Below are 22,890 nucleotides of genomic sequence, written 5' to 3'. Positions count from 1 at the left end.
GTACGGGGACCCGCGCCCCGGAAGTCCTACTGCACGCTGAAGCCGTGCGGGTGGGCCGGATCGCCGGGGCAGGCGAAGACGTTGAGCCTGCCGTGGTTGCCGACGACCACGCCGGTCGGGTTCCGCGGCCCGTCCTCCAGCGGGATCCAGCTCCTGCTGTCGGCGTGCCACTCGTTCGTCGCGACGGTCAGCAGCAGCTCCATCGGGCTCCCGCAGGCGTCGCAGTCCATGGCGCCCGGCCCGGTGAGGTTCCAGGCGGCGTGCCCGCCGGCCTTCCAGCCCGGGGCGACGGACAGATCGCTCTGGTAGGTCGGCGGCCGGTCCTCCCCGCCGTCCTCCTCGTCCTCTTCCCGGGCTTCCTCCTCGGTCTCGTAGGCGGCCTCCTCCTGGGCGTCCTCCCACTCCTCGACCGCCGCCCCCAGCTCCCCGGTGAGCAGTTCGATGTACGGGTACTCGGTGACCTGCTCCGGGTGCAGGACGCACGGCTCGGGCAGATACCCGTCGAAGCCGACGGCCGGGGGCCTCGGCTGGTCCGCCGCCACCGAGCGGACCTCCGCCGCCCGGCGCCACCGCAGGTGCACGTACATGCCGTATCCGGTGGGCCCGTGGGCGTCGAAGGGGCACCAGAAGACCTGGAGCAGATCGCAGCCGTCCGGCCCGGCCGGCAGGTCGGGCACGTCCTGCGTGCGGAGCTGGGCCAGGGCGAGCAGCGGCAGTGGTTCCGGTCCGGGGGCGCGGCGGTGCGGGGTCGTGCACACCGGCCACGGTTCGCCGGCCGGCCACAGCAGCGGCCCGCCGACGTGGCTGTCGTGCGGACCGGGCGTCCCGGGGCGCGGGTGGAGCCGGGTCGCGGTGCGGCGGTGCGCGGCGAGCCCGGGGAAGAGGGACTCCACATTCAGGGGGCGCGGGGGCGTGGTGCGGCCGGGGGATGTCCCGTCACCTGTGTGCATCGTCATCTCCGGTGGCCCTCAGGTGAGGGAGTCGATCAAGGGGGGTCGTCGTGATCGTAGTGACGGGTGCGACCGGGAACGTGGGACGGGAACTCATCCGGATCCTCGCCGACGGCGGTGATGCGGTCACCGCCGTCTCCCGGCGGCCGGGGCTGCTGCCCGAAGGGATCCGCCACCACCTCGGCGACCTCGCCGAGCCGCAGAGCATCGCCCCCGCGCTGGACGGGGCCGGCGCACTGTTCCTGCTCGTCGCCGGAGAGGACCCGCAGAGCATCCTCGAACGCGCGGCCGCCGCCGGGATCCGCCGGGTCGTCCTGCTCTCCTCCCAGGGCGCCGGAACCCGCCCGGAGGTCTACGCCCACCCCGCGCGGTTCGAGGACGCCGTCCGCCGCAGCGGCCTGGAGTGGACGGTCCTGCGCTCCGGCGGCCTCGGCTCCAACGCCTACGCCTGGGCCGAGAGCATCCGTACGACGCGCACGGCCGCCGCACCCTTCGCGGACGTCGGGCTCCCGGTCGTCGATCCGGCGGACGTCGCCGAAGTGGCGGCCGCCGTTCTGCGGGAGCCGGGCCACGCGGGCCGGACCTACGAGCTCACCGGGCCCGCCCCGGTCACCCCGAGGGAGCGCGCCGGGGCGATCGGCGCCGCCCTGGGCGAGCCCGTCCGCTTCGTCGAACAGACCCGGGAGGAGGCCCGCGCCCAGATGCTGGCCTTCATGCCCGAGCCGGTCGTGGAGGGCACGCTCGGGATCCTCGGCGAACCCCTGCCTGCCGAAAGGGAACCGAGCCCGGCCGTGCGGCAGATCCTCGGCCGGGCGCCCCGCCCCTTCGCGGACTGGGCGGCCCGCTCGGCCCCGGCCTTCCGCTGAGCCCGCCCGGCCACCCGGCCCAGGTCCTGTCGTCGAAGTCCCGCCTGGCCCGCGGCGCCCGGCACCGCACCTCGCCGCGTTGTCGGGGCGCCCGAGTACGTCCAGTACTCGGGCGCCCCTCCGCCTTGCGATGCACGGCGCCGGACACCGAGGGCCCGACCGGCGCTACTTTGACGACAGGACCTAGAGCACCTCGTCCCCGTAGGTGAGGAAGCCTCCCTTCCGGGCCAGGCGGGCGTACCAGTGGGCGCTGGAACGCGGGGTGCGGACCTGGGTCTCGTAGTCGACGTGCACGATGCCGAAGCGCTTGCCGTAGCCGTAGGACCACTCGAAGTTGTCCATCAGCGACCAGAGGAAGTAGCCCTCGACCGGGGCGCCGTCCGCCAGGGCGCGGTGCACGGCCGCGAGGTGGCCCTCCAGGTAGCCGATGCGCTCCGGGTCGTGCAGACCGGTGGCGTACGCCGCGCCGTTCTCGGTGATCATCAGTGGCAGTCCGGGCGCCTCGCGGGTGAAGCGCATCAGCAGGTCGTGCAGGCCGGTCGGGTCGACCGACCAGCCCATGTCGGTCCGCTCGCCGGGGGGTTGGTGGAAGGCGACGGTGTCCGCGGCCGGCCAGGGGGAGTGCGCCGCGGCCCCGTGCCCGTCGGCGCGCGGGCCGTTGCCGTCGGGGGCGGCCGAGACCACCGCCGGGGTGTAGTAGTTCACCCCGAGGAAGTCCAGCGGCTGGTGGATCAGCGCCTCGTCGCCATGGCGGACGAACGACCAGTCCGTCACCGCGGCGGTGTCCTCGAACAGGTCCTGCGGGTAGGCCCCGTGCAGCAGCGGTCCGGTGAACACCCGGTTGGCCAGGGCGTCGATCCGGCGGGCCGCGTCCAGGTCCGCCGCCGAGCCGGTCAGCGGCCGTACCGCGCTGGGGTTGAGGGCGATGCCCGCCCTGGTCCCGGCGGGCAGGGCCGCCGCGGCCAGCCCGTGGGCCAGGTTGAGGTGGTGGGCGGCGCGCAGGGAGTCGGCGGGGGAGGTGCGGCCGGGGGCGTGCACCCCCGAGGCATAGCCGAGGAAGGCGCTGCACCAGGGCTCGTTGAGGGTGGTCCAGAGCTCCACCCGGTCGGCCAGCGCCCCCGCGACCTGTTCGGCGTACCGGGCGAAGGCGTACGCCGTCTCCCGCTCGGGCCAGCCGCCCGCGGTCTCCAGCTCCTGCGGCAGGTCCCAGTGGTAGAGGGTCACGCAGGGCTTGATCCCGTACGAGAGCAGCTCGTCGACCAGCGCGTCGTAGAAGCCGATCCCGCCGGCGAGCACCCTCGGCCAGGACACCGAGAACCGGTAGGCGCCCAGCCCGAGCGAGGCCATCAGGCGGACGTCCTCCCGCCACAGCCGGTGGTGGTCGGCGGCCACGTCGCCCGTGTCGCCGGCGTGCACCTTGCCCGGAGTACGGCAGAAGGTGTCCCAGATGGACGGGCCGCGCAGGGCGGCGGCGCCCTCGATCTGGAAGGCCGCCGTGGCCGTGCCCCACAGGAACCCGTCGGGGAACCGGAGTTCCCGCGCTCCGGTGTCCGTGTCCGGGACGGCGTTCGTGTCCGCGACCGTGTCCGCGACCGGGTCCGCGACCGGGTCCACGACCGGGTCCGCCGTCGCGTTCGTGTTCGTGTTCGTCGGGATTCGTGTCATCCCTTCACCGCTCCTTGCATGATGCCGCCGACGATCTGGCGGCCGAAGACGAGGAACACAGCCAAGAGCGGGAGCGTGCCCAGCAGCGCGCCCGCCATGATCACCGACTGGTCGGGGATGTAGCCCCGGCCCAGCCCGGTCAGGGCCACCTGCACCGTCGGGCTGCCGTTCTGGGTCAGCGCGACGATCGGCCAGAAGAAGTCGTTCCAGGCCATGACGAAGGTCAGCATCCCCAGCACCGCCATGGCGGGCCGGGCCGCCGGGAACACCACGTGCCACAGGACCCGCAGCGAACTCGCCCCGTCCGTACGCGCCGCCTCGATCAGCTCCATCGGCAGCGCGTGCACCAGGTACTGGCGCATGAAGAACACCCCGAACGCGCCCACCAGCGTCGGCAGGATCACCGCCTGGAGCCGGTCGGTCCACGACAGCTTCGCGATCAGCATGTAGAGCGGCACCACGCTCAGCTGCGGCGGGATCAGCATCGTCCCGATCACCAGCGCCAGCAGCGGCCGGCTGCCGCGGAAGCGGAGTTTGGCGAAGGCGAATCCGGCGAGCGTGGAGAAGAACACGGTGCCCGCGGCGACCGTGCCCGCCACGATCACCGTGTTCAGCAGGGCCTCCCCCATGTTGGCGTCGGTCCACGCGACCCGGAGATTGCGCCCCAGGTTCCCGCCGAACCAGAACGGCGGCGGGGTCTGGGCCAGCCGCGTACTGTTCCGGGAGGCCGCGATCGCCGTCCACACGAGCGGGAAGAGCGAGCCGGCCGTGAACAGGGCGAGCACCACGTACGTGAGCCGGCCCGCGCGCAGTGCTCTCATCGGGAGTCCTTCCGTCCGCGCAGCAGCCGCGCCGCACCCGCGATCAGCAGCAGGATCAGGAACATCGCCCACGCGATCGCCGAGGCCCGCCCCAGGTGCAGGTTCACCCAGCCCTGCTCGTACAGGTACAGCCCGAGCGTCTGGAACTGGTGGTCCGAGCCGCCCGTCGCGCCCGCCCCGCCGTTGAACAGCAGCGGCTCGCCGAACAGCTGGGTCGCCCCGATCGTCGACACGACGCAGGTGAAGAAGATCGTCGGGCGCAGCGAGGGCACCGTCACGTGGAGGAACTGCTGCCAGCGCGAGGCCCCGTCCAGCGCGGCCGACTCGTACAGCTCGGCCGGTACGGCCTGCATGGCCGCCAGGTAGATCAGCGCGTTGTAGCCGGTCCACCGCCAGATCACGATGGTGGAGACGGCGAGCTGGGAGGCGAAGGTGCCGTTCTGCCAGTCGACGGCCTCGAAACCGACCGCCGACAGCGCCCAGTTGACCATCCCGTAGTCCCGGCCGAAGAGCAGTACGAAGACGAGCGTGGCCGCCGCCACCGAGGTCGCGTACGGGGTGAGCACCGCGACCCGGAAGAAGGCGGAGCCCCGCAGCCGGTAGTTGAGCAGATGGGCCAGGCCCAGCGCGATCGCCAGCTGCGGCACCGTGGACAGCAGACCGATGGTCACCGTGTTGCGGAGCGCGTTCCAGAAGAACTCGTCGTCCCACAGCCGGGTGAAGTTCCGCAGCCCCACCCACGTCATGCTGTCGGGATCGGTCAGCTCCACCTGGTGCAGCGCCGCCCAGCCCGTGTACAGCAGCGGGAACAGCCCGAAGGCGGCGAAGAAGAGGAAGAAGGGCGCCACGAAGGCGTACGGGCTCCAGCGCAGGTCCCAGCGGTAGCGGCGCGAGCGCCACACCTGTCCCGGGCGGCCCCGGCCGCCCCCCTCCGCCGCCGGCCGCTCCGGGCCGACGGTGGAGGGGGACAGAACAGCCGTCTCGTCCGTCACCGGCGCCTCACTGGTCCAGGGCGTTGTCGATCGCCTTCACCGCGGCCTCCCAGCCCTCCTGCGGGCTGCGGCCCTTCTGGTCGACCTGGAGCATCCCGATGTCCGCCAGGTTCTGCGCGATCACCAGGTCCTTCGGGCCGACCACCGTCACCGGCACGCCCTCCGCCGCCTTCGAGAAGATCTCGCCGATCGGGGCGCCGCCGAAGTACGCGTGCTGCGCACCCGACACCGCCGGCAGCTTGTACGCGGCGCTCGCGCTCGGGAAACTGCCCCGCTTCTCGAAGAGCTTCGCCTGCTGCGCCGGAGCCGTCAGCCAGGCCGCCAGCTTCGCCGCCTCCTCGGCGTGCTTGCCCGCCTTCGGGACCACCAGGAAGGAACCGCCCCAGTTGCTGGGCTTCGGCGCCTGCGCCACGTCCCACTTGTCCTTGCCCGCCGGGCCGGCCTTGTCCTGGATGTAGCCGAGCATCCAGGCCGGGCACGAGACCGTGGCGAAGGAGCCGTTGGAGAAGCCCTGGTCCCAGCCCGGGGTGAACTGCTGGAGCTTGGCGCTCAGCCCGTCGGTAGCGAAGGAGGCCGCCAGGTCGAAGGCCCCGCGCACCGCCGGGTTGGTCTTGTAGACGACCTTGCCCTGCTCGTCGTAGAACCGCTGGGCGCTGCTGCCGGTCACTGCCGCCATCACGCCCGACGCAGAGTCGACGAAGGCCTTCCCCTCGCCGGCCTTCGCCTTGTAGGCCTTGCCCGCCTCCAGGTACTTGTTCCAGTCGCCCGCCCACAGCGCCCCGACCGCCGCGCGGTCGCTGGGCAGTCCGGCCGCCTCGAAGAGGTCCTTGCGGTAGCAGATGCCCTGGGGGCCGATGTCGGTGCCGAGGCCGACCGTGGCCCCGCCCTTGGCCGCGCTCGCCGTGCCCTGCGCCCACTTCCATGGCAGGTACGCGGCCTTGTCCACGCCGGGGGCCTTGCCCAGGTCCACCAGCTTGTCGGCCTGGGTGGCGGTGATCTCGGCGATGTTGTTGACCTCGACGGCCTGGATGTCCGCGAGGCCGCTGCCCGTGCCCAGGTGGGTGAGGAGCTGGGGGTAGTAGTTCTCGTTGCGCTCGATGGAGGTCTGCTCGATGCGGATCCCGGGATTCTGCGCCATGTACTCGTCGTAGAGCCCGGCCTCCTGGAGCCCGAAGGCGCCGAAGACGCCGACGGTGAGGGTGGTCTGTGCGGCGCCGCCGGACTTGCCGGTGGCAGGGGTCCCCTTGCCGGGGCCTTCCTCGGGGTCCTGCGCGCACCCCGCGAGCAGCAGGGCCGCCGCCCCCACCGCGGTGACGGTCGTGAGGAGGGTTCTTCGGGATCGGGCTCGGACGCGCATGTGCTTCCTCCCTGGAGGACGAAACGTGCCAGGTGTCGTGTGACACAGTGTGGGAGCGCTCCCACAGTCGTCAAGAGGTAGATTCACAACCGGGAGGAAGCCATGAACGGGCATGGGCGCAGTGGGGGACGACCGACCCTGGAGGAGGTCGCGGCGCGCGCCGGTGTCGGGCGCGGCACGGTCTCCCGGGTGATCAATGGATCCTCCAAGGTCAGCGAGCACACCAGGGTCGCCGTCGAGGCGGCCGTGGCCGAGCTGGGGTACGTACCGAACCGCGCCGCGCGCGCCCTCGCGGCCAACCGCACCGACGCCATCGCCCTCGTGATCCCCGAACCTGAGGAGCGGTTCTTCGCCGAGCCCTACTTCTCCGAAGTGGTCCGCGGGGTCGGCGCCGCCCTCGCCGAGACCGAGGTCCAGCTCGTCCTCACCCTGGCGGGCAGCGACCGCGAGCGCCGCCGCCTCGCCCAGTACCTGTCCGGGCACCGCGTCGACGGCGTGCTGCTGGTGTCCGTGCACGCCGGGGACCCGCTGCCCGAGCTGCTCGCCGAGCTCGGCATCCCGACGGTGGTCAGCGGTCGCCGCTCCGCCGCCGAGACCCTGCCCAGTGTGGACTCCGACAACCTGGCGGGCGCGGCCGAGGCCGTACGCCACCTCCTCGGCCGGGGCCGCCGCACGATCGCCACGATCACCGGGCCGCTGGACGTGTACGGGGCCCAGTGCCGGCTCGACGGCTACCGGCAGGCCCTGGCCGGCGCCGGACACCCCGTCGACGAGCCGCTGATCGCGGTCGGGGACTTCACCGAGGAGGGCGGCCGGCGGGCGATGCGCGAACTGCTGGCCCGCCGCCCCGCGCTCGACGCGGTCTTCGCCGCTTCCGACGTCATGGCGGCGGGCGCCCGGCGGGAGCTGCGCGCGGCCGGCCGCCGGATTCCGCGGGACGTGGCGCTGGTCGGCTTCGACGACTCGGTGGTGGCCCGGCACATGGACCCGCCGCTGACCAGCGTCCGCCAGCCGATCGAGGAGATGGGCCGGACCATGACGAGGATGCTGCTGGGGAGGATCGCGGGGGAGACGGGCGAGGCGGCCGCCGTGCTGCCGAACCGGCTGGTGGTCCGGGAGTCGTCCTGACGGCCGCGGCATGCGAAAGGCCCCGGTCCGCTTTCGCGTACCGGGGCCTTTCTTCAGGGTGAGTGACGGGACTTGAACCCGCGGCCACCTGGACCACAACCAGGTGCTCTACCAACTGAGCTACACCCACCATGTCCGGTCGGAAAACCGACCGGCCGAAGAAAAGGGTACAGGGTCCGGGAGGGTGCTCGCTCCCTCCTTTCCCGGCGCCCCCCTCCGGAGGTCCGGCGGCAGGATCTACGCGCCCGGCACGACGTGCTTGGCGGCGATGCTCCGGGCCGTGTCCGAGTCGGGCCCGGGCTGCGGCACGAAGACCGCTTCCCGGTAGTAGCGCAGCTCGGTGATGGAGTCCTTGATGTCCGCCAGCGCCCGGTGGTTGCCGTTCTTCGGCGGGCTGTTGAAGTACGCCCGCGGGTACCAGCGGCGCGCCAGCTCCTTGACCGAGGAGACGTCCACGATCCGGTAGTGGAGGTAGCTCTCGAGCGCGGCCATGTCGCGCAGCAGGAAGCCGCGGTCGGTGCCGACCGAGTTCCCGCAGAGCGGCGCCTTGCGGGGTTCCTTCACGTGCTCCCGCACGTAGGCCAGGACCTGTGCCTCGGCGTCCGCGAGAGTGGTCCCCCCGGCCAGTTCGTCGAGCAGGCCGGAGGCGGTGTGCATCTCGCGCACCACGTCGGGCATGGTCTCCAGGGCGGCGTCCGGCGGGCGGATCACGATGTCCACGCCTTCGCCGAGCACGTTGAGCTCCGAGTCGGTGACCAGTGCGGCCACCTCGATAAGTGCGTCGTCCGTCAACGAGAGCCCGGTCATCTCGCAGTCGATCCACACCATGCGATCGTTCATGTGTCCCACCTTATGCGGTCCCTCACGGCGCGGACCGCATATGCGGAAGGTCCCCCATCGGCGGTGACCGATGGAGGACCTTCGTGCGTCGTACCCGGAGAGCGGCTACGCGTGTTCCCGCAGCGCCCGGCCCGGGGCGTAGAGCTCCGTCACCGTGGGACCCGCCGCGGCCAGGGCCGCCGCCGCCCGGTGGGGCTGCGGAGTGCGCTGGTGCGGAACCGGACCCGCGTTGATCTCGGCCACCTGTGCCACCTCGGCCTGCGGCCGCCGTGCCCGGTAGGCGGAGCGGTAGGCGGCCGGGGAGGACCCCAGCTGCCGCCGGAAGTGACCCCGCAGGGCGACCGGCGAACGGAACCCGCAGCGTCCGGCGACCTCGTCGACCGAGTAGTCGGAGGTCTCCAGCAGCCGCTGTGCCTGGAGCACCCGCTGGGTGATCAGCCACTGCAGCGGAGCGCTGCCGGTGAGCGAGCGGAACCGCCGGTCGAAGGTGCGCCTGCTCATGTAGGCGCGGGCGGCGAGGGTCTCCACGTCGAACTGCTCGTGGAGGTGTTCCAGTGCCCAGGCGACGACTTCGGCCAGCGGGTCGGCGCCGATCTCCTCCGGCAGCGACCGGTCGAGATAGCGTTCCTGGCCGCCCGTCCGGCGCGGCGGCACGACGAGCCTGCGGGCCAGGGCCCCGGCCGCCTCGCTGCCGTGGTCCGTGCGCACGATGTGCAGGCACAGATCGATTCCGGCCGCCGTGCCGGCGGACGTGAGCACGTCGCCGTCGTCGACGAACAGTTCGCGCGGATCGACATGGACGGACGGGTACCGCTTGGCCAGCGTCGGCGCGTACATCCAGTGCGTCGTCGCGGGCCGGCCGTCCAGCAGACCGGCGGCGGCGAGCACGAAGGCTCCCGTGCACAGTCCGACGATCCGGGCCCCCTCCTCGTGCGCCAGACGCAGTGCGTCGAGCGCCTCCGGTGGCGGTGGTGAAGTGATGGAGCGCCAGGCGGGAACGACGACCGTCCCTGCCCGGGCGATCGCCTCCAACCCGTATGGCGCGGTCAGTTCGAGCCCGCCGGTGGTCCTCAGCGGACCGTCCTCACCGGCGCACACGAGCAATCGATAGCGTGGAACTCCCGCGTCCTGCCGGTCAATGCCGAACACGGAAAGTGGAATGGAGCTCTCGAAGATCGGTCCGCCGCTGAAGAGCAGCACCGCGACGATCTCCCTGCGGCGACGCCCCGCGAGCTTCCGGCCGGCGTCTGTGACGACGGCGGTGGAATCCTGGCTCATGGCGCTAAGCCCCCCTTGGGTGTCGCGACTCCTTGGTCTGGTCGCACCTGCACGTTTCCCCTCGGCCTTGCACGTGGATCCCCCGCCGTAAATACATGATCGAATCTACTGCGTCCCGTGGTGTCGGCGTGACAAGTTCAGCACGCAGCGCTATGTCGACTTCTCAACTTGGCGAAAAGCATTCGATCAGGAAGCGTTCCACTCCGCTACCCGAACGGGAAGCGTGCCGCCCGGCCATGGCCAGTACCGGTAGGGCCAGAACGCCCCCCGGGGTCCGTCGTCGCTGGTGGTGAGGGGGGCGGGGGGACATTCCGGCAAGCAGGCCAACCTGCCGGGAAGTTGGCTGAAAACATGCGTGTGTGGGTGTGCGAATGAGTCAGTCGTGCGGGGAGGCGGGGTCGGAGCCCCGGCAGGTGCGGCGCATCCCGGCTCCGCCGCGCGAATGCCGGCGGCGGCCGGCGGGTGCGAGCGGCTCCTGCGCCCGCACCCGGGCGGCCGTCCGCTCCGAGTGCCGCAGCAGGACCCGGCACGCGGCCGTGACGGCGAGCAGGCCGAGGGTCGCGACGGCCGCCCCGCCGAAGGAGGTTCCGTAGACGACGAGGACCACGGGGACGAGCAGACAGCTGAAGGCGGCCCAGCGCACGACGTCACCCGCGGGGTCGTCATGGGGGTGTCCGCCGCGACGCCCGGACGGGTGAAGAGGTGAGCGGGGGGACGGGGTGAAGTGCGGGACCGCGTCCGCGTCGTGGAGGGACCGGACGGACTGCGTCGGCCGAGCTGGCTGGACGGGGTGAACCGGATGACCGGGCACGGCGTGCTCCCTGCGGGCTCTTACCTGTTGGTCGGACGCATGTCCCAACGCCCGGCGGCAGGGCTCGGTCACTGCGCGCACGGGTGGCAACGCCCGGACTCGTCACTGGCTGTAGGGGACAGTGGTCATTGCCAAGGCGCGTTCGCTCCGGCATGCTCCCTGGGACGCTCTCCAAGGGCGGCATGCCCTGTGCAGGACAGGAGTGTCGCCGTACCCTGGTGGGTATGGGCTTGGGAAGATGCTTCCCGGACAGAGCTCCGTCACACTGCGTCGCCGATTTCGCCCCTGTTGCTTCCTCCAAGGACCTCTTCGCCGAGACACCCATGGCCGGTCACGAATTCTCCGAACCCGCGGACCGCAAGCGCAAACGCGTCGTCGACCCCGCGTCGGCCGCCGATCTGCGCGCGGTGGAACAGACACGCGTGCACTGCGATCCGGCCTTCCGGCACGGCGTCGTTGTGGGATTCGACGGATCCACCTCCAGCGAGCGCGCGCTCGCCTATGCGATCGGCATGGCCCGTCGCTCAGGATCAGGTCTGATCATCGTCCATGTCGCCAACCGGCTGCCCACCACGGTGTGGGCCGGCTGCGAGCCGCCCGTCTTCGTCGACGTGCCGGACCACCGCACCGAGGTGCTCGGGCTGGAGCTCGCCTGCGCGGACTATCTGGCCGAAGTGCCGTGGATCCTGGTCGAGCGGGGTGGTGACATCTGCCATGAGCTGGAGGAGGTCGGCCGGGAGTATTCGGCCGACGCCATCGTGGTCGGCTCGACGCACGGGATCGTGGGCCGGATCTTCGGATCGGTCGCCGGCCGACTGGCCAAGCGCGCACAGCGACCGGTCGTTGTCATTCCTTGACTGCTCCCCTCCCTGTGGGAAGGGGATTCCTGGCTCACGCAGCCTCCCGGGGCGGCGCCCCGAGAGGTCTTCCACGATCAGTACCAACCGGGATCAGACCTGCCCGGACGAGCATCACGCGCGCGGAGTTCTTGTCCCGTGGGGACACTGCTCCGCACGCGGTGCAGGTGTATGTGCGCTCTCCCAGCGGCAGTGCGTGCTTGGCTCTCGCTCCGCACTGCGCGCAGTCCATCGTGGTGTGCGCGGGGTGTACCAGGTGCACGGCACGTCCGTGCTTGCGGCCCATTTCGATCAAGGCTTGTTTGGTGGCGCCGATGGCGGCGTCAGCTGCCTTCCTGGCCATGGTGGTCTTCGCGAGGAACTTCGGCCGGAAATTCTCCACCGCAAGGACGTCGTGGTCGCGCACCACAGACTTGGCCCACTTGCGGGCTGTCTCCTGCCGCTGCCGGGCGACCTTCTTGTGCAGCCTGGCGCGCTGCCTCTTCGCCTTGAGGTGGCCCTTCGATGCGGCCCGTCCCTTCCCAGGTTTCCGGCGGGCCACCATCCGGTCGTACCGGGTCAGCTTCGCGGCGGCCTTTCTGCCGTGCTCGGCGTGTGGCAGATCGTGGGTGTCGCTGGTGGTGGTCGCGGTCTCGCGCACACCCCAGTCGATACCGATCGCGCGCCCGGTGGCAGGCAGCAACTCTGCCTGGGCGGGGACGACGAATGAGCAGTACCAGTGTCCGAGGCTGTCCTGATAGACGCGCACGCTTGACGGGTCGGCGGGCAGTGGGCGCGACCACACCACCGTCAGGATGATGCCCCCGGCCAGGTGCAGAGTGCCGTGCTTCACGCGGAAGCCGCGCTTTGTGTAGTTCAGTGACGGGGCGGCCTCACGCTTCTTCTTGTACTTGGGCATCCCGGCCCGACGCGCCATGGGCAGGCGGTCCTTGATGTCCTTCTGCGCCTTGGCCCTGGACCTGCCGAAGTCGCGTATCAGCTGTTGCTGCGGGACAGAGGCCCCGTCTCTCAGCCAGGCGTTCGCCTGCCGGGCTTCGGTCAACATTTTGTCGAGTTGCGCGGGGCCGCAGGTGTGCTTGTCCGTGCCCTCGGGCCTGGTCCTGTTCCATGCGTGGACTTGCTTGGACTTGGCGACGCACTCGTTCCAGATCCACCGGATCCGGTCCCACTCCCCCAGTAGAGAAGCGTGGGCGGCGGATGACACCCGAAGCCTGAAGGTGTACCGGGCGGAGTGCCTGGCGTCCTCGGCCACTCGTGGTGTCGTCATGCCGCGACCGTAAGGCCGTGCCCTTCGCCGTCCGCCCGGATTTCGTGACGTTCCCTCGAACCAGTGACCGATCCGGTCGCTCGCCGTTTTCATTCCGTGACCGCTTGTTAAGGCGCTTGTGCGGTTGTGTCCCTGTGTAAAGGGTAGATAAATGCTGCTGGGACGCAGCAAACAACTGCAGATCGAAGGGAGCCCGCCGTGGACAATGGTGTCTCTGCGGGAAGCACGGCCTCGACTTCGACCCTCGGGCACATCGCCCTGGGTCTCACCCTTCTCGCATTCGGTATCGGCCACACCGGTGTCATCGACGGTGTGTCCGCTGCCAGCTCCGTGTCGCTCGCGACCTACGTCGGCGGTCTGGCCCTGTTCGTCCTCGGAGTCCTCGAATTCCGCGGCGGCAACGGGTTCAACGGCACGGCGTTCGCGGGACTCGGGGCCTTCTGGTTCACCTGGGCCGCGGGAGCCGACGGAAAGGTTTCGGCGGACGCCGCCGGATCGTTCCTCGTCCTGTTCGCCCTCCTCGGCCTCACCCTCACCGTGGGCGCGGCGAGCGGACTCTTCGGGCAGGGCGTGTACGGCCTGTTCACCCTCTCCCTGCTGCTGCTGGCGATAGGTGCCTTCGCCGGCAACAGCATGCTGGCCAAGGTGGCCGGCTGGGTGGCCGCGGTCGGCGGACTCCTGGCCTGGTACGGAGCCACCGCCGCCCTCGCCCACTGGCCGATGGCCTTCGGCAAGGCCCGCAGCGGCGCGGTCGCCGCGGGCTGACCGGCAGGGCAGGACAGCGGAGAACCCCCGTGCGCGGTGCGCACGGGGGTTCTCCGCTGTCGGGGGACGGCGATTACTCGACGGTGACCGACTTCGCCAGGTTGCGCGGCTTGTCGATGTCCCGGCCCATGGCCAGGGCCGTGTGGTACGCCAGCAGCTGGAGCGGGATGCCCATCAGGATCGGGTCCAGCTCGTCCTCGTTCTTCGGTACCACGATGGTGTGGTCCGCCTTCTCCTGCTCGCGGTGCGCGACCGCCAGGATCCGGCCGCTGCGGGCCTTGATCTCCTCGAGCGCCGCGCGGTTCTTCTCCAGCAGGTCGTCGTCCGGGACGATCGCGACCGTCGGCAGCGAGGGCTCGATCAGCGCCAGCGGACCGTGCTTGAGCTCGGAGGCCGGGTAGGCCTCGGCGTGGATGTAGGAGATCTCCTTCAGCTTGAGGGAGGCCTCCAGCGCCACCGGGTAGCCGCGCACCCGGCCGATGAACATCATCGACTTGGCCTCGGCGAACTGGGCCGCCAGCTTCTTGATGTCCTCTTCGCCGTCGAGGATCTCCTGGATCTGCGCGGGCAGCTTGCGCAGGCCCTCGATGATCCGCTTGCCGTCGGTGACCGAGAGGTCCCGGATGCGGCCCAGGTGTACGGCCAGCAGCGCAAAGGCCACGACCGTGTTGGTGAAGCACTTGGTGGAGACGACGCAGACCTCGGGGCCGGCGTGCACGTACACGCCGCCGTCGGCCTCGCGGGCGATGGCGGAGCCGACCACGTTGACCACGCCGAGGACGCGGGCGCCCTTGCGCTTGAGCTCCTGCACCGCCGCGAGCACGTCGTACGTCTCACCGGACTGCGAGACCGCGATGTAGAGGGTGTCGGGGTCCACGACCGGGTTGCGGTAGCGGAACTCGGAGGCCGGCTCGGCGTCCGCGGGGATGCGGGCCATGCCCTCGATGAGGCCGGCGCCGATGAGGCCCGCGTGGTACGAGGTGCCGCAGCCCAGGATCTTGACCCGGCGGATGCCGCGCGCCTCGCGCGGGTCCAGGTTCAGGCCGCCCAGGTGCACGGTGTTGAAGCGGTCGTCGATCCGGCCGCGCAGCACGCGGTCGACCGCGTCGGGCTGCTCGGAGATCTCCTTGTGCATGTAGGTGTCGTGACCGCCCATGTCGTACGAGGCGGCCTCCCACTCCACGGTCTCCGGGGTGGCGGTCGTGGTGGCACCGCTGGTGGTGTAGGTGCGGAAGTCGTCGGCCTTGAGGGTGGCCATCTCGCCGTCGTCGAGGGTGACGACCTGGCGGGTGTGGGCGACCAGGGCGGCGACGTCCGAGGCGACGAACATCTCCTTCTCGCCGATGCCGAGGACGACGGGGGAGCCGTTGCGGGCGACGACGATGCGGTCGGCGAAGTCGGCGTGCATGACGGCGATGCCGTAGGTGCCCTCGATCGCCTTGACGGCCTCGCGGACCTTGTCCTCCAGGGACTCGGCCTCGGAGCGGGCGATCAGGTGGACGATGACTTCGGTGTCGGTCTCCGAGACGAAGACGACGCCGTCGGCCTCCAGCTTGGCGCGCAGCTCGGAGGCGTTGTCGACGATGCCGTTGTGGACGACGGCGACCTTGTTCTCGGCGTCCAGGTGCGGGTGCGAGTTGATGTCGCTCGGGGCGCCGTGCGTGGCCCAGCGGGTGTGGGCGATGCCGGTGGTGCCGGCGAAGCGCTTGGGGACGCGGGACTCCAGCTCGCGGACCCGGCCCTTGGCCTTGACCACCTTGAGGGCGGAGGCCTTCGGGCTGTTCACGACGATGCCCGCGGAGTCGTATCCGCGGTACTCCAGCCGCTGCAGACCTTCGAGCAGCAGCGGTGCCACGTCACGCTTGCCGATGTAACCGACGATTCCGCACATACGGTTTAGCCCCTCCTGAAGTTCGGTTCGTGTACTCGCTCGCGGCCGCGGGTGCGGCGGCAGGTTCAGCCGTAGACGATGCGGCGCAACTGCCGGAGCGAGAGCTCCGGCGGCGCCACGGCGCGGTGCGGCAGTTCGGCCGCGATCCGCTCGAAGATCTCCGCGTTGACCGCTCCGCCGGACTGCAGTTCCCGGTGGCGGCGGCGGACGAACTCCTCGGTCGTCTCGTCGAAGTAGGCGAGCACGTCCAGTACCACCCGGGCGGCCTCACCGCGCTGCAGCGCGGTGCTGCGCACCAGGTGGTCGACGAGGTCGTCATGCGACGGGCGGCGATCGAGCACCCGTAGATAGTGGCGTCTTGCGGCGGTGAACGCAAAGATCCTGCCCGATTCCGGGCAGGATCCCTCTGGTCTGGACCAGTGGAGCGCCCGGAGTGACCTCCTTCGGATGATTTCCGCCCGTCCTCGGTGACCGCACCTGACGTCGCGGCCCGCTTGGCCTATACCTGTGCGCATGAGAGTCCTGCGACGCACGCTCGGCGCCCTCCTCGCCCTCGGTGCGGCCCCGGCCATGGTCACGGCCTGCGCCCCGGCCCACGGCGACGACGCCAGACCCGGGGACGACCCGCCCGCGGCCCTCGCCCCCTTCGAACGGCTGCTGCCGGCGCCCGTCTCGGCGCGCGCCGAAGGGCCCGGCTACTCCTTCGGGCCCGGCACGGTCATCCGTACCGGCCGCCCGGACGAGGAGGTCCGCCGGGTCGGCGAGCTCCTCGCCGAGCAGCTGCGCGGCCCGAGCGGGTTGCCGCTGCCGGTGCTCGACGGGGCGCAGGGGGACGGGATCCGGCTCAGGATCGACGAAGGCGCCCAGGAGGTGGGCGACGAGGGGTACCGGCTGGAGTCCGGCCCGAGCGGGATCACCCTCACCGCGCGGACGCCGGCCGGACTGTTCCACGCGGGCCAGACGCTGCGCCAGCTGGTGCCGGCGACCGGTCCCGGGACGGTGCCGGGCGGGACGGTCACCGACCGGCCGCGCTTCGCGTACCGGGGGGCCATGGTCGACATCGCGCGCCACTTCTTCTCGGTGGAGCAGGTGAAGAGGTACGTGGACCAGCTCGCCCAGTACAAGGTCAACACCCTGCACCTGCACCTGACCGACGACCAGGGCTGGCGCCTCGCCGTCGATTCCTGGCCGCGGCTCGCGGAGTACGGGGGCGCCAGCGAGGTCGGCGGCGGGCCCGGCGGCCACTGGACGAAGGACGAGTACCGGGAGCTGGTGGCCTACGCGGGGCAGCGGTACGTGGACGTGGTCCCCGAGATCGACATGCCGGGGCACATGAACGCGGCGCTCGCCTCCTACGCCGAGCTGAACTGCGACGGGAAGGCCCCGGAGCGGTACACCGGGACCAAGGTCGGCTTCAGCTCGCTGTGCGTGGCCAAGGAGCGGACCTACGAGTTCATCGACGAGGTGCTCGGCGAGCTGGCCGGGCTGACGCCCGGCCGCTACCTGCACATCGGCGGCGACGAGGCGCACGCGACCCCGGCGGCGGACTACGCGGCCTTCATGGACCGGGCCCAGGCGGTGGTGGGGCGGTACGGCAAGACGGTGGTCGCCTGGCACCAGCTGGCGACGGCCCGCCCGGCGCGGGGCTCCGTGCTCCAGTACTGGGGCCACGACAAGACCCCGGCGGCGGACAGGGCGGCCGTGGTGGCGGCGGCGAAGGCGGGGCACCCGCTGATCCTGTCGCCGGCGGACCGGCTGTACCTGGACATGAAGTACGACGCGGCGACGAAGCCCGGCCTGGCGTGGGCGGGGTACGTACCGGTTCAGCGGGCCTACTCCTGGAACCCGGGGGCGTACCTCGCCGGGGTGCCGGAGTCCTCCGTCCTGGGGGTGGAGGCCCCGCTGTGGACCGAGAACGTCGCGACGCGGGCGGAGTGGGAGCTGATGGCGTTCCCGCGGGTCATGGGCCTGGCGGAACTGGGCTGGTCACCGGCGGCCGCGCTCGACTGGGCCTCGTACGGCCGCCGGCTGGCCGCGCAGGCACCCCGGCTGGACGCGCAGGGGATCGGATTCTTCCGGGCGCCGGACGTCCCCTGGCCGTAAAAGGAGGAACACGAAGGCGTGACCGCGAAGAGGGCCATGGTGCTTCGCGGTCACGCCGTCGGGATTTCGGGGGTGGGGAGAGGGAGGCGCCGAGGGACCGTATCGATGCCTCCCCCGCCCCGTGTGTCACCGCCGGGCGAAGGCCGCGACGGGGTTCTTGAGGTTGCCGATCAGCTGCAGGGCCGCCGCCGGGTCGGCGAGGTCGACCATCTGCTTGTTGTTGCGCAGCTGGAGGCGGTTCAGGCAGGACAGCTGGAACTCCTGCGCGAACAGGTCGTACCGCTCGAAGCGCTCCGCGAGCTGCGGCATGGACTCCTGGTACTCGTGGCCGCAGTCCGCGACCGCCTGCCAGAAGGTGTCCTCGTCGCAGATGCCCTCGTCGGCGAGGATCGCGCCGAGGAAGCGGAAGAAGCAGTCGAAGACGTCCGTGAAGATCGACAGGAGCTTCATGTCCTCGGGGATGTCCGCCCGGACGCGCTCGACCGCGGGCGGCAGTACCGCGTCCGCGTCCATGATGACGATCTCCTCGGCGATGTCCTTGAAGATCGCCCGCTTCACCAGGCCGCCCTCGATGACGAGGATGGTGTTCTCGCCGTGCGGCATGTACGCGAGGTCGTACTGGTAGAAGCAGTGCAGCAGCGGCACGAGGTAGGCGCGCAGGTAGTGGCGCAGCCACTCGGCCGGGGTCAGGCCCGACTCCGCGATCAGCGCGCCGACGAAGGACTTGCCCTCGGCGTCCACGTGCAGGAGCGAGGCCATCGTGGCGAGGCGCTCGTCGCCCTCGATCCGGTTGACCGGGGACTCGCGCCACAGGGCGGCCAGCATCTTGCGGTACGGGGAGTACCGGTCGGTGGCGCGCTCGTACTGGCGGTGGTGGTAGCCGATCGCCGCACGCTCGCGGATGATCGAGAAGTCCACGGACTTCAGGACCTCGTCGCCCTCGATCAGCTGGTGCAGCCAGTCGTTGATGGCCGGGGTGGCCTCCATGTACGCGGCCGACAGGCCTCGCATGAAGCCCATGTTCAGGACCGAGATGGCCGTCTTCACGTAGTGCTTCTCCGGAGCGCTCCGGTTGAAGAACGTGCGGATCGACTGCTGCGCGAGGTACTCGTCCGGGCCCTCGCCCAGCAGCACCAGCCGGTGGTTCGCGATCTCGGCCGCGAAGGTGACCGTGGTCTTGTTCCACCACTGCCAGGGGTGCACGGGGAAGAGGTGGAAGTCGGCCAGGTCCAGGCCCAGCGCGGTCATCCGCTCCGCGAAGACGCCGATGGTCTCCTCGCCGAGCTCCTCGCGCATGAAGGAGTCGTGGTCCAGGCCCGCGCCCGCCGTGAAGGTGGAGACGTCCTTGCGGGCGGCCACCCACACCAGGTGGACGGGGCTGGCGGTCTCCGGGGCGTACGAGAGGTACTCGTGCACCCCGAAGCCGAGCCGGCCGTTGTTCGCGACGAAGCAGGGGTGGCCCTCGGTCATGCCGGTTTCGATGTCCTGGAAGGAGGACTTCGCGAGGACGTCGGAGGAGATCTGCGGCTTCGTGTACTTGTAGCCGGTGCCGGCCAGGGTGGAGGAGATCTCCTCCAGGTAGACGGGCAGCACCTCGGGGCTCAGGCCCAGGGACTCGCGCAGCTCGATGTGGAAGTCGAGGGCGTCCAGCTCCAGCTCGGCGCCGTCCCGGTGCCGGGTGATGGAGGCCTCGTCGACCGACCAGTGGTCGAGGGCGTGCAGGACGGCCTTGAAGCGGTACTCCACGGTGGAGTCGTCGCTCAGGACCGAGTAGAGGCCGGAGCCGAGCGGCTTCGGGGACAGCAGGCGCTCGTGGGAGAACTCCGCGAGGCCCTTGCGGACGAGGGCGCGGTTGGCGCGGGCCCACAGCTGGGGGGAGAGGTGGGCGACGGCGTCGGCGAGGCTCATGCGCGGACCTCCTGGACGTCCGTGGCGGCCTCGAACTGCGCGCGGGTGCAGAAGCTCAGCAGGGCTTCCTTCTCCGGCTTGGTGACCCGGCGCTCCGGCACGAAGCCGACGGCCTCGTTCAGGGCGTGCACGGCGGTGTTGGCGACGTCCGGCTCGACCACGACGCGCTCGGTGGCCGGGTCGGCGAAGACCGCGGCCATCACCGTGGTGATGACCGCGCGGGTGAAGCCGTGCAGCGGGGTGTCGCTCGGGGCGACGAGGAAGTGCATGCCGACGTCGCCGGGCAGGGCGTCGTAGAGGCCGACCAGCTCCAGCTCGGAGGGGTCGTAGGTCTCCATCAGGAAGGCGGGGCGGCCCTCGTGCAGGCCTATGAAGGCCTGGTGGTGCTCGTGGGCGGCGATCCTCATGTACTCGCGCTCGACGTCCGGCAGGGAGGCGTCCTGCATCATCCAGAACGACGCCTTGGGGTGCGTGACCCAGCCGTGGAGCAGCTCCGCGTCGGCGAAGGGGTCCAGGGGGCGCACGGCGAAGGAACCGAGTTCCTTGTCGGTGCGGGAGTAGAGGAGTTCGGTGGTGCTCATCAGAGGGTGCCTTCCGGGGCGGCGAACTGCTGGAACGCGATGGACTTCTCGACCTTGTAGTGCTCGCGGCCGAGGAGCTCACCGACGATGTACGCGTTCCGGTACGCCGCCATGCCCAGGTCGGGCGAGGTGAGGGAGTGGTTGTGGGTGGTGCCGTTCTGCAGGTAGACCCCGCGGCCCGTGGTGTCGATGCTGTAGTTGCGGGCGGCGTCGAGACGGCCGTGGCCGTCGAAGTTCAGGCGGTCCCGCACCGGGTTCAGGAACTCCGGGAAGGTGTACTTGTAGCCGGTGGCCAGCACCAGGCCCTCGGAGCTGAGGGAGAAGTCGCGCTCCTGCTCCTCCTGGCGCAGCCCCAGCGTGTACGTGCCCGTGGTGGTGTCGTACGCGGTGCTGTTCAGGGAGGTGTTGGTCAGCAGGGTGGTCGGGACCGCGCCCGGCATGCTGACCTTCTTCTGGTAGAGCAGGTCGAAGATGGCGTTGATCAGGTCGCCGTCGATGCCCTTGAAGAGGTTCTTCTGCTGGGTCTCCAGCCGGTACCGGGTGTCCTCGGGGAGCGCGTGGAAGTAGTCCACGTACTCGGGGGAGGTCATCTCCAGGGTCAGCTTCGTGTACTCGAGAGGGAAGAACCGCGGCGAGCGGGTGACCCAGTTGAGCTGGTAGCCGTGGACGTCGATCTCGGCGAGCAGGTCGTAGTAGATCTCGGCCGCGCTCTGGCCGGAGCCGATGAGGGTGATCGACTTCTTCTTCTGCAGCTCCGCCTTGTTCTGCATGTAGGCGGAGTTGTGCAGGAAGTCGCCGCCGAGGTTCTCGCAGGACTGCGGGACGTGCGGCGGGGTGCCGGTGCCCAGGACCAGGCGGGGGGCCCGGTGGGTCTCGCCCTTGTCCGTGCGGACCTCGTACAGGCCGGCCTGCTCGTCGTAGGTGACCTCGGTGACCGAGGTGGACCACTGGACGTTGTCGAGGCGGTCGGCGGCCCAGCGGCAGTAGTCGTTGTACTCGGCCCGCAGCGGGTAGAAGTTCTCCCGGATGTAGAAGGAGTACAGCCGGTCCTTGTCCTTCAGGTAGTTCAGGAAGGAGAAGGGCGAGGTCGGGTCGGCGAGCGTGACCAGGTCCGACATGAACGGCGTCTGCAGGTGCGCGCCGTCCAGGAACATCCCGGCGTGCCACTCGAAGTGCGGCTTCGACTCGATGAAGAGGCCGTCGATCTCGTCGAGCGGGGCGGTCAGGCAGGCGAGTCCGAGGTTGAACGGACCGACGCCGATGCCGATGAAGTCGTGGGTCTCAGCGGTGGAGGGCAAGGGATTCTCCCAGGAACTGCTCGGCATGTGCGGCGAGAAGGTCGAGGACGGCGGTGATGTCGGCCGTCGTGGTCTGCGGGTTGAGGAGGGTGAACTTCAGGTACTGCTTCCCGTCCACCTTGGTGCCGGCCACGACGGCCTCACCGGAGGCGAACAGGGCCTTGCGGGCGTGCAGGTTGGCCTCGTCGACCAGGTCGGCGCGGATGTCTTCGCCGTCCTGGGGGACGTAGCGGAAGACGAGGGTGGAGATCTGCGGCTTGACGACGACCTCGAAGCGCGGGTCGGCGTCGATGATGTCCCAGCCGGCCGCGGCCAGGTCGATGACCTCGTCGAAGAGCGAGCCGACACCGTCGGCGCCCATGACGCGCAGGGTCACCCAGAGCTTGAGCGCGTCGAACCGGCGCGTGGTCTGGATGGACTTGTCGACCTGGTTGGGGATGCGCTCCTCGGCCATGCGGCGCGGGTTGAGGTAGTCCGCGTGGTACGTGGCGTGCTTGAGGGTGTCGCGGTCGCGCACCAGCATGGCGCTGGAGCTGACCGGCTGGAAGAACGACTTGTGGTAGTCGACGGTGACCGAGTCGGCGCGCTCGATGCCGTCGAGGAGGTGCCGGCGGGTCGGGGAGGCCAGCAGTCCGCAGCCGTAGGCGGCGTCCACGTGCATCCACGCGGAGTGCTCGTCGGCCAGGCGGGCGATCTCGGGGAGCGGGTCGATGGACCCGAAGTCGGTGGTGCCGGCGGTGGCGACGACGGCCATCGGGAAGAGGCCCTCGGCGGCGCACTCCTCCAGTTCCAGGGCGAGCACCGCGGTGTCCATCCGGCGGTTGCGGTCGACCGGGACGGAGATGACGGCCTCGTAGCCGAGTCCGAGCATGGCGGCGGACTTCTGGACGCTGAAGTGGCTGGCCTCGGAGGTGAAGATGCGCAGCTTCGGCAGGAGTTCGGCCTTGGTGAGCTCGCGTCCCTCGTCGAGAGCCTTCTTCATGACGAGCCGGCAGGCCTCGTCACGGGCGAGGAGCAGGGCGTGGAAGTTGGACTGGCTGCCGCCGGAGGTGAAGATGCCGTCCGCGGCCGGGCCGAGGCCGATGCGCTCGGTGGTCCAGTCGATGAGGCGGCGCTCGATCAGCGTGCCGCCGATGGACTGGTCCCAGGTGTCGAGCGAGGAGTTGACGGCCGAGAGGATCGCCTCGCCGAGCACGGCGGGTATGACGACCGGGCAGTTGAGGTGGCCCAGGTAGCGCGGGTGGTGGAAGTACACCGCGTCGCGCAGGTAGACGTCCTCCAGCTCGTCCAGGACGGCGGCCGCGTCCTCGAGCGGCTTGTCCAGGTCGATTCCGTTGATGACCGGGGCGAGTTCGTCGACGGATATACCGGTGTGGGGCCGCTCCGTGGTCGCGAGTTTGGCGGCGACACGGTCGACGCCCTCGGTGACGGAGCGCCGGTAGAGGTCCGCGGTCGTCTCGTTCAGCAGATGCGAGCGCATCAACTTTCCTCCGGGCAGGGGCAGAAGGGGGC

The 22,890-nt window shown here is 70.6% G+C and carries 20 protein-coding genes and 1 tRNA gene; 5 read left to right on the top strand and 16 right to left on the bottom strand.

Annotated features, from left to right (window positions below; genetic code table 11):
* Positions 1–26: 26 nt before the first annotated feature.
* The gene (locus OG753_RS16960; RefSeq protein ID WP_405789032.1) at positions 27–956 is read right to left on the bottom strand and encodes a hypothetical protein; all 930 of its coding nucleotides are present in this window, start codon (positions 954–956) and stop codon (positions 27–29) included.
* A 44-nt stretch (positions 957–1,000) separates the two neighbouring features.
* Here OG753_RS16960 and OG753_RS16955 point away from each other — a divergent pair, with 44 nt between their 5' ends.
* A complete protein-coding gene (locus tag OG753_RS16955; RefSeq protein ID WP_405789030.1) occupies positions 1,001–1,816 on the top strand; it encodes an SDR family oxidoreductase in 816 nt (271 codons plus the stop codon).
* Between the two features lie 183 nt (positions 1,817–1,999).
* Here the strand turns inward: OG753_RS16955 and OG753_RS16950 are convergent, their stop codons facing one another.
* From OG753_RS16950 to OG753_RS16935, 4 genes are read right to left on the bottom strand one after another with little or no spacing between them, the layout of a single operon-like run.
* The gene (locus tag OG753_RS16950; protein ID WP_405789028.1) at positions 2,000–3,481 is read right to left on the bottom strand and encodes a GH1 family beta-glucosidase; all 1,482 of its coding nucleotides are present in this window, start codon (positions 3,479–3,481) and stop codon (positions 2,000–2,002) included.
* On the bottom strand, positions 3,478–4,302 hold the full coding sequence (locus OG753_RS16945; RefSeq protein WP_327262613.1) for a carbohydrate ABC transporter permease: 825 nt from the start codon (positions 4,300–4,302) through the stop codon (positions 3,478–3,480). The genes OG753_RS16950 and OG753_RS16945 overlap by 4 nt, the downstream gene beginning before the upstream one ends.
* Positions 4,299–5,294, bottom strand: coding sequence for a carbohydrate ABC transporter permease (locus tag OG753_RS16940; protein WP_383199065.1), 996 nt, complete (start codon positions 5,292–5,294; stop codon positions 4,299–4,301). The genes OG753_RS16945 and OG753_RS16940 overlap by 4 nt, the downstream gene beginning before the upstream one ends.
* A 7-nt stretch (positions 5,295–5,301) precedes the next feature.
* Positions 5,302–6,651, bottom strand: coding sequence for an extracellular solute-binding protein (locus tag OG753_RS16935; protein ID WP_327262612.1), 1,350 nt, complete (start codon positions 6,649–6,651; stop codon positions 5,302–5,304).
* Positions 6,652–6,753: 102 nt separating this feature from the next.
* Here OG753_RS16935 and OG753_RS16930 point away from each other — a divergent pair, with 102 nt between their 5' ends.
* Complete coding sequence (locus OG753_RS16930; RefSeq protein ID WP_327262611.1) at positions 6,754–7,779, top strand: LacI family DNA-binding transcriptional regulator; 1,026 nt, start codon at positions 6,754–6,756, stop codon at positions 7,777–7,779.
* A 57-nt stretch (positions 7,780–7,836) separates the two neighbouring features.
* Here OG753_RS16930 and OG753_RS16925 read toward each other — a convergent pair.
* The 4 genes from OG753_RS16925 to OG753_RS16910 all read right to left on the bottom strand — a co-directional run bounded on the left by OG753_RS16925 (position 7,837) and on the right by OG753_RS16910 (position 10,540).
* Positions 7,837–7,909, bottom strand: a tRNA-His gene (locus OG753_RS16925).
* 107 nt (positions 7,910–8,016) lie between these two features.
* On the bottom strand, positions 8,017–8,619 hold the full coding sequence (orn, locus tag OG753_RS16920; protein ID WP_030008729.1) for an oligoribonuclease: 603 nt from the start codon (positions 8,617–8,619) through the stop codon (positions 8,017–8,019).
* Positions 8,620–8,724: 105 nt separating this feature from the next.
* Positions 8,725–9,897, bottom strand: a complete 1,173-nt coding sequence (locus OG753_RS16915; protein ID WP_327262610.1) for a helix-turn-helix domain-containing protein — start codon at positions 9,895–9,897, stop codon at positions 8,725–8,727.
* 376 nt (positions 9,898–10,273) lie between these two features.
* On the bottom strand, positions 10,274–10,540 hold the full coding sequence (locus OG753_RS16910; protein ID WP_327262609.1) for a hypothetical protein: 267 nt from the start codon (positions 10,538–10,540) through the stop codon (positions 10,274–10,276).
* Between the two features lie 491 nt (positions 10,541–11,031).
* Here OG753_RS16910 and OG753_RS16905 point away from each other — a divergent pair, with 491 nt between their 5' ends.
* Positions 11,032–11,565 (top strand): universal stress protein, encoded by a 534-nt coding sequence (locus OG753_RS16905; RefSeq protein ID WP_030008732.1) that lies wholly within the window; start codon positions 11,032–11,034, stop codon positions 11,563–11,565.
* 34 nt (positions 11,566–11,599) lie between these two features.
* Here OG753_RS16905 and OG753_RS16900 read toward each other — a convergent pair whose 3' ends face one another.
* The gene (locus OG753_RS16900) at positions 11,600–12,832 is read right to left on the bottom strand and encodes an RNA-guided endonuclease InsQ/TnpB family protein (protein WP_405789024.1); all 1,233 of its coding nucleotides are present in this window, start codon (positions 12,830–12,832) and stop codon (positions 11,600–11,602) included.
* A gap of 198 nt (positions 12,833–13,030) precedes the next feature.
* Here OG753_RS16900 and OG753_RS16895 point away from each other — a divergent pair, with 198 nt between their 5' ends.
* Entirely contained in the window at positions 13,031–13,597 is a 567-nt protein-coding gene (locus tag OG753_RS16895; RefSeq protein ID WP_327262608.1) for an acetate uptake transporter, read from the top strand.
* Between the two features lie 73 nt (positions 13,598–13,670).
* Here OG753_RS16895 and glmS read toward each other — a convergent pair whose 3' ends face one another.
* Both glmS and OG753_RS16885 read right to left on the bottom strand, forming a co-directional pair.
* Entirely contained in the window at positions 13,671–15,488 is a 1,818-nt protein-coding gene (glmS, locus tag OG753_RS16890) for a glutamine--fructose-6-phosphate transaminase (isomerizing) (RefSeq protein ID WP_327262607.1), read from the bottom strand.
* 65 nt (positions 15,489–15,553) lie between these two features.
* Positions 15,554–15,829, bottom strand: a complete 276-nt coding sequence (locus OG753_RS16885; protein WP_030008735.1) for a hypothetical protein — start codon at positions 15,827–15,829, stop codon at positions 15,554–15,556.
* A 172-nt stretch (positions 15,830–16,001) separates the two neighbouring features.
* Between OG753_RS16885 and OG753_RS16880 the strand changes: the two genes are divergently transcribed.
* Complete coding sequence (locus OG753_RS16880; RefSeq protein ID WP_405789021.1) at positions 16,002–17,591, top strand: beta-N-acetylhexosaminidase; 1,590 nt, start codon at positions 16,002–16,004, stop codon at positions 17,589–17,591.
* Between the two features lie 126 nt (positions 17,592–17,717).
* On the opposite strand, the gene OG753_RS16875 is transcribed toward OG753_RS16880, so the two are convergent.
* The 4 genes from OG753_RS16875 to OG753_RS16860 are packed head-to-tail and all read right to left on the bottom strand — an operon-like array spanning position 17,718 to position 22,858.
* A complete protein-coding gene (locus OG753_RS16875) occupies positions 17,718–19,499 on the bottom strand; it encodes an IucA/IucC family siderophore biosynthesis protein (protein ID WP_327262605.1) in 1,782 nt (593 codons plus the stop codon).
* Positions 19,496–20,080, bottom strand: a complete 585-nt coding sequence (locus tag OG753_RS16870) for a GNAT family N-acetyltransferase (RefSeq protein WP_405789019.1) — start codon at positions 20,078–20,080, stop codon at positions 19,496–19,498. The genes OG753_RS16875 and OG753_RS16870 overlap by 4 nt, the downstream gene beginning before the upstream one ends.
* Positions 20,080–21,378, bottom strand: a complete 1,299-nt coding sequence (locus OG753_RS16865) for a SidA/IucD/PvdA family monooxygenase (RefSeq protein ID WP_327262603.1) — start codon at positions 21,376–21,378, stop codon at positions 20,080–20,082. The genes OG753_RS16870 and OG753_RS16865 overlap by 1 nt, the downstream gene beginning before the upstream one ends.
* Positions 21,362–22,858 carry a pyridoxal phosphate-dependent decarboxylase family protein gene (locus tag OG753_RS16860; RefSeq protein WP_405789017.1) on the bottom strand — a complete coding sequence of 499 codons (1,497 nt, stop codon included), beginning with the start codon at positions 22,856–22,858 and terminating at the stop codon, positions 21,362–21,364. Before OG753_RS16860 ends, OG753_RS16865 begins: the two co-directional genes overlap by 17 nt.
* Positions 22,859–22,890: the final 32 nt, after the last annotated feature.

Origin of the sequence: Streptomyces sp. NBC_00029 (genome assembly GCF_045160505.1) — a bacterium.
Classification (GTDB): Bacteria; Actinomycetota; Actinomycetes; order Streptomycetales; family Streptomycetaceae; genus Streptomyces.
Note: the sequence above shows the minus strand (reverse complement) of the source record. Positions and strands in the feature narration are given on the sequence as shown.

Coding starts and splice junctions, on each gene's coding strand:
- OG753_RS16960 (WP_405789032.1), bottom strand. CDS start 956: ATGACGATGCACACAGGTGACGGGACATCCCCCGGCCGCACCACGCCC.
- OG753_RS16950 (WP_405789028.1), bottom strand. CDS start 3,481: ATGACACGAATCCCGACGAACACGAACACGAACGCGACGGCGGACCCG.
- OG753_RS16945 (WP_327262613.1), bottom strand. CDS start 4,302: ATGAGAGCACTGCGCGCGGGCCGGCTCACGTACGTGGTGCTCGCCCTG.
- OG753_RS16935 (WP_327262612.1), bottom strand. CDS start 6,651: ATGCGCGTCCGAGCCCGATCCCGAAGAACCCTCCTCACGACCGTCACC.
- OG753_RS16930 (WP_327262611.1), top strand. CDS start 6,754: ATGAACGGGCATGGGCGCAGTGGGGGACGACCGACCCTGGAGGAGGTC.
- orn (WP_030008729.1), bottom strand. CDS start 8,619: ATGAACGATCGCATGGTGTGGATCGACTGCGAGATGACCGGGCTCTCG.
- OG753_RS16915 (WP_327262610.1), bottom strand. CDS start 9,897: ATGAGCCAGGATTCCACCGCCGTCGTCACAGACGCCGGCCGGAAGCTC.
- OG753_RS16905 (WP_030008732.1), top strand. CDS start 11,032: ATGGCCGGTCACGAATTCTCCGAACCCGCGGACCGCAAGCGCAAACGC.
- OG753_RS16900 (WP_405789024.1), bottom strand. CDS start 12,832: ATGACGACACCACGAGTGGCCGAGGACGCCAGGCACTCCGCCCGGTAC.
- glmS (WP_327262607.1), bottom strand. CDS start 15,488: ATGTGCGGAATCGTCGGTTACATCGGCAAGCGTGACGTGGCACCGCTG.
- OG753_RS16880 (WP_405789021.1), top strand. CDS start 16,002: ATGAGAGTCCTGCGACGCACGCTCGGCGCCCTCCTCGCCCTCGGTGCG.
- OG753_RS16875 (WP_327262605.1), bottom strand. CDS start 19,499: ATGAGCCTCGCCGACGCCGTCGCCCACCTCTCCCCCCAGCTGTGGGCC.
- OG753_RS16870 (WP_405789019.1), bottom strand. CDS start 20,080: ATGAGCACCACCGAACTCCTCTACTCCCGCACCGACAAGGAACTCGGT.
- OG753_RS16860 (WP_405789017.1), bottom strand. CDS start 22,858: ATGCGCTCGCATCTGCTGAACGAGACGACCGCGGACCTCTACCGGCGC.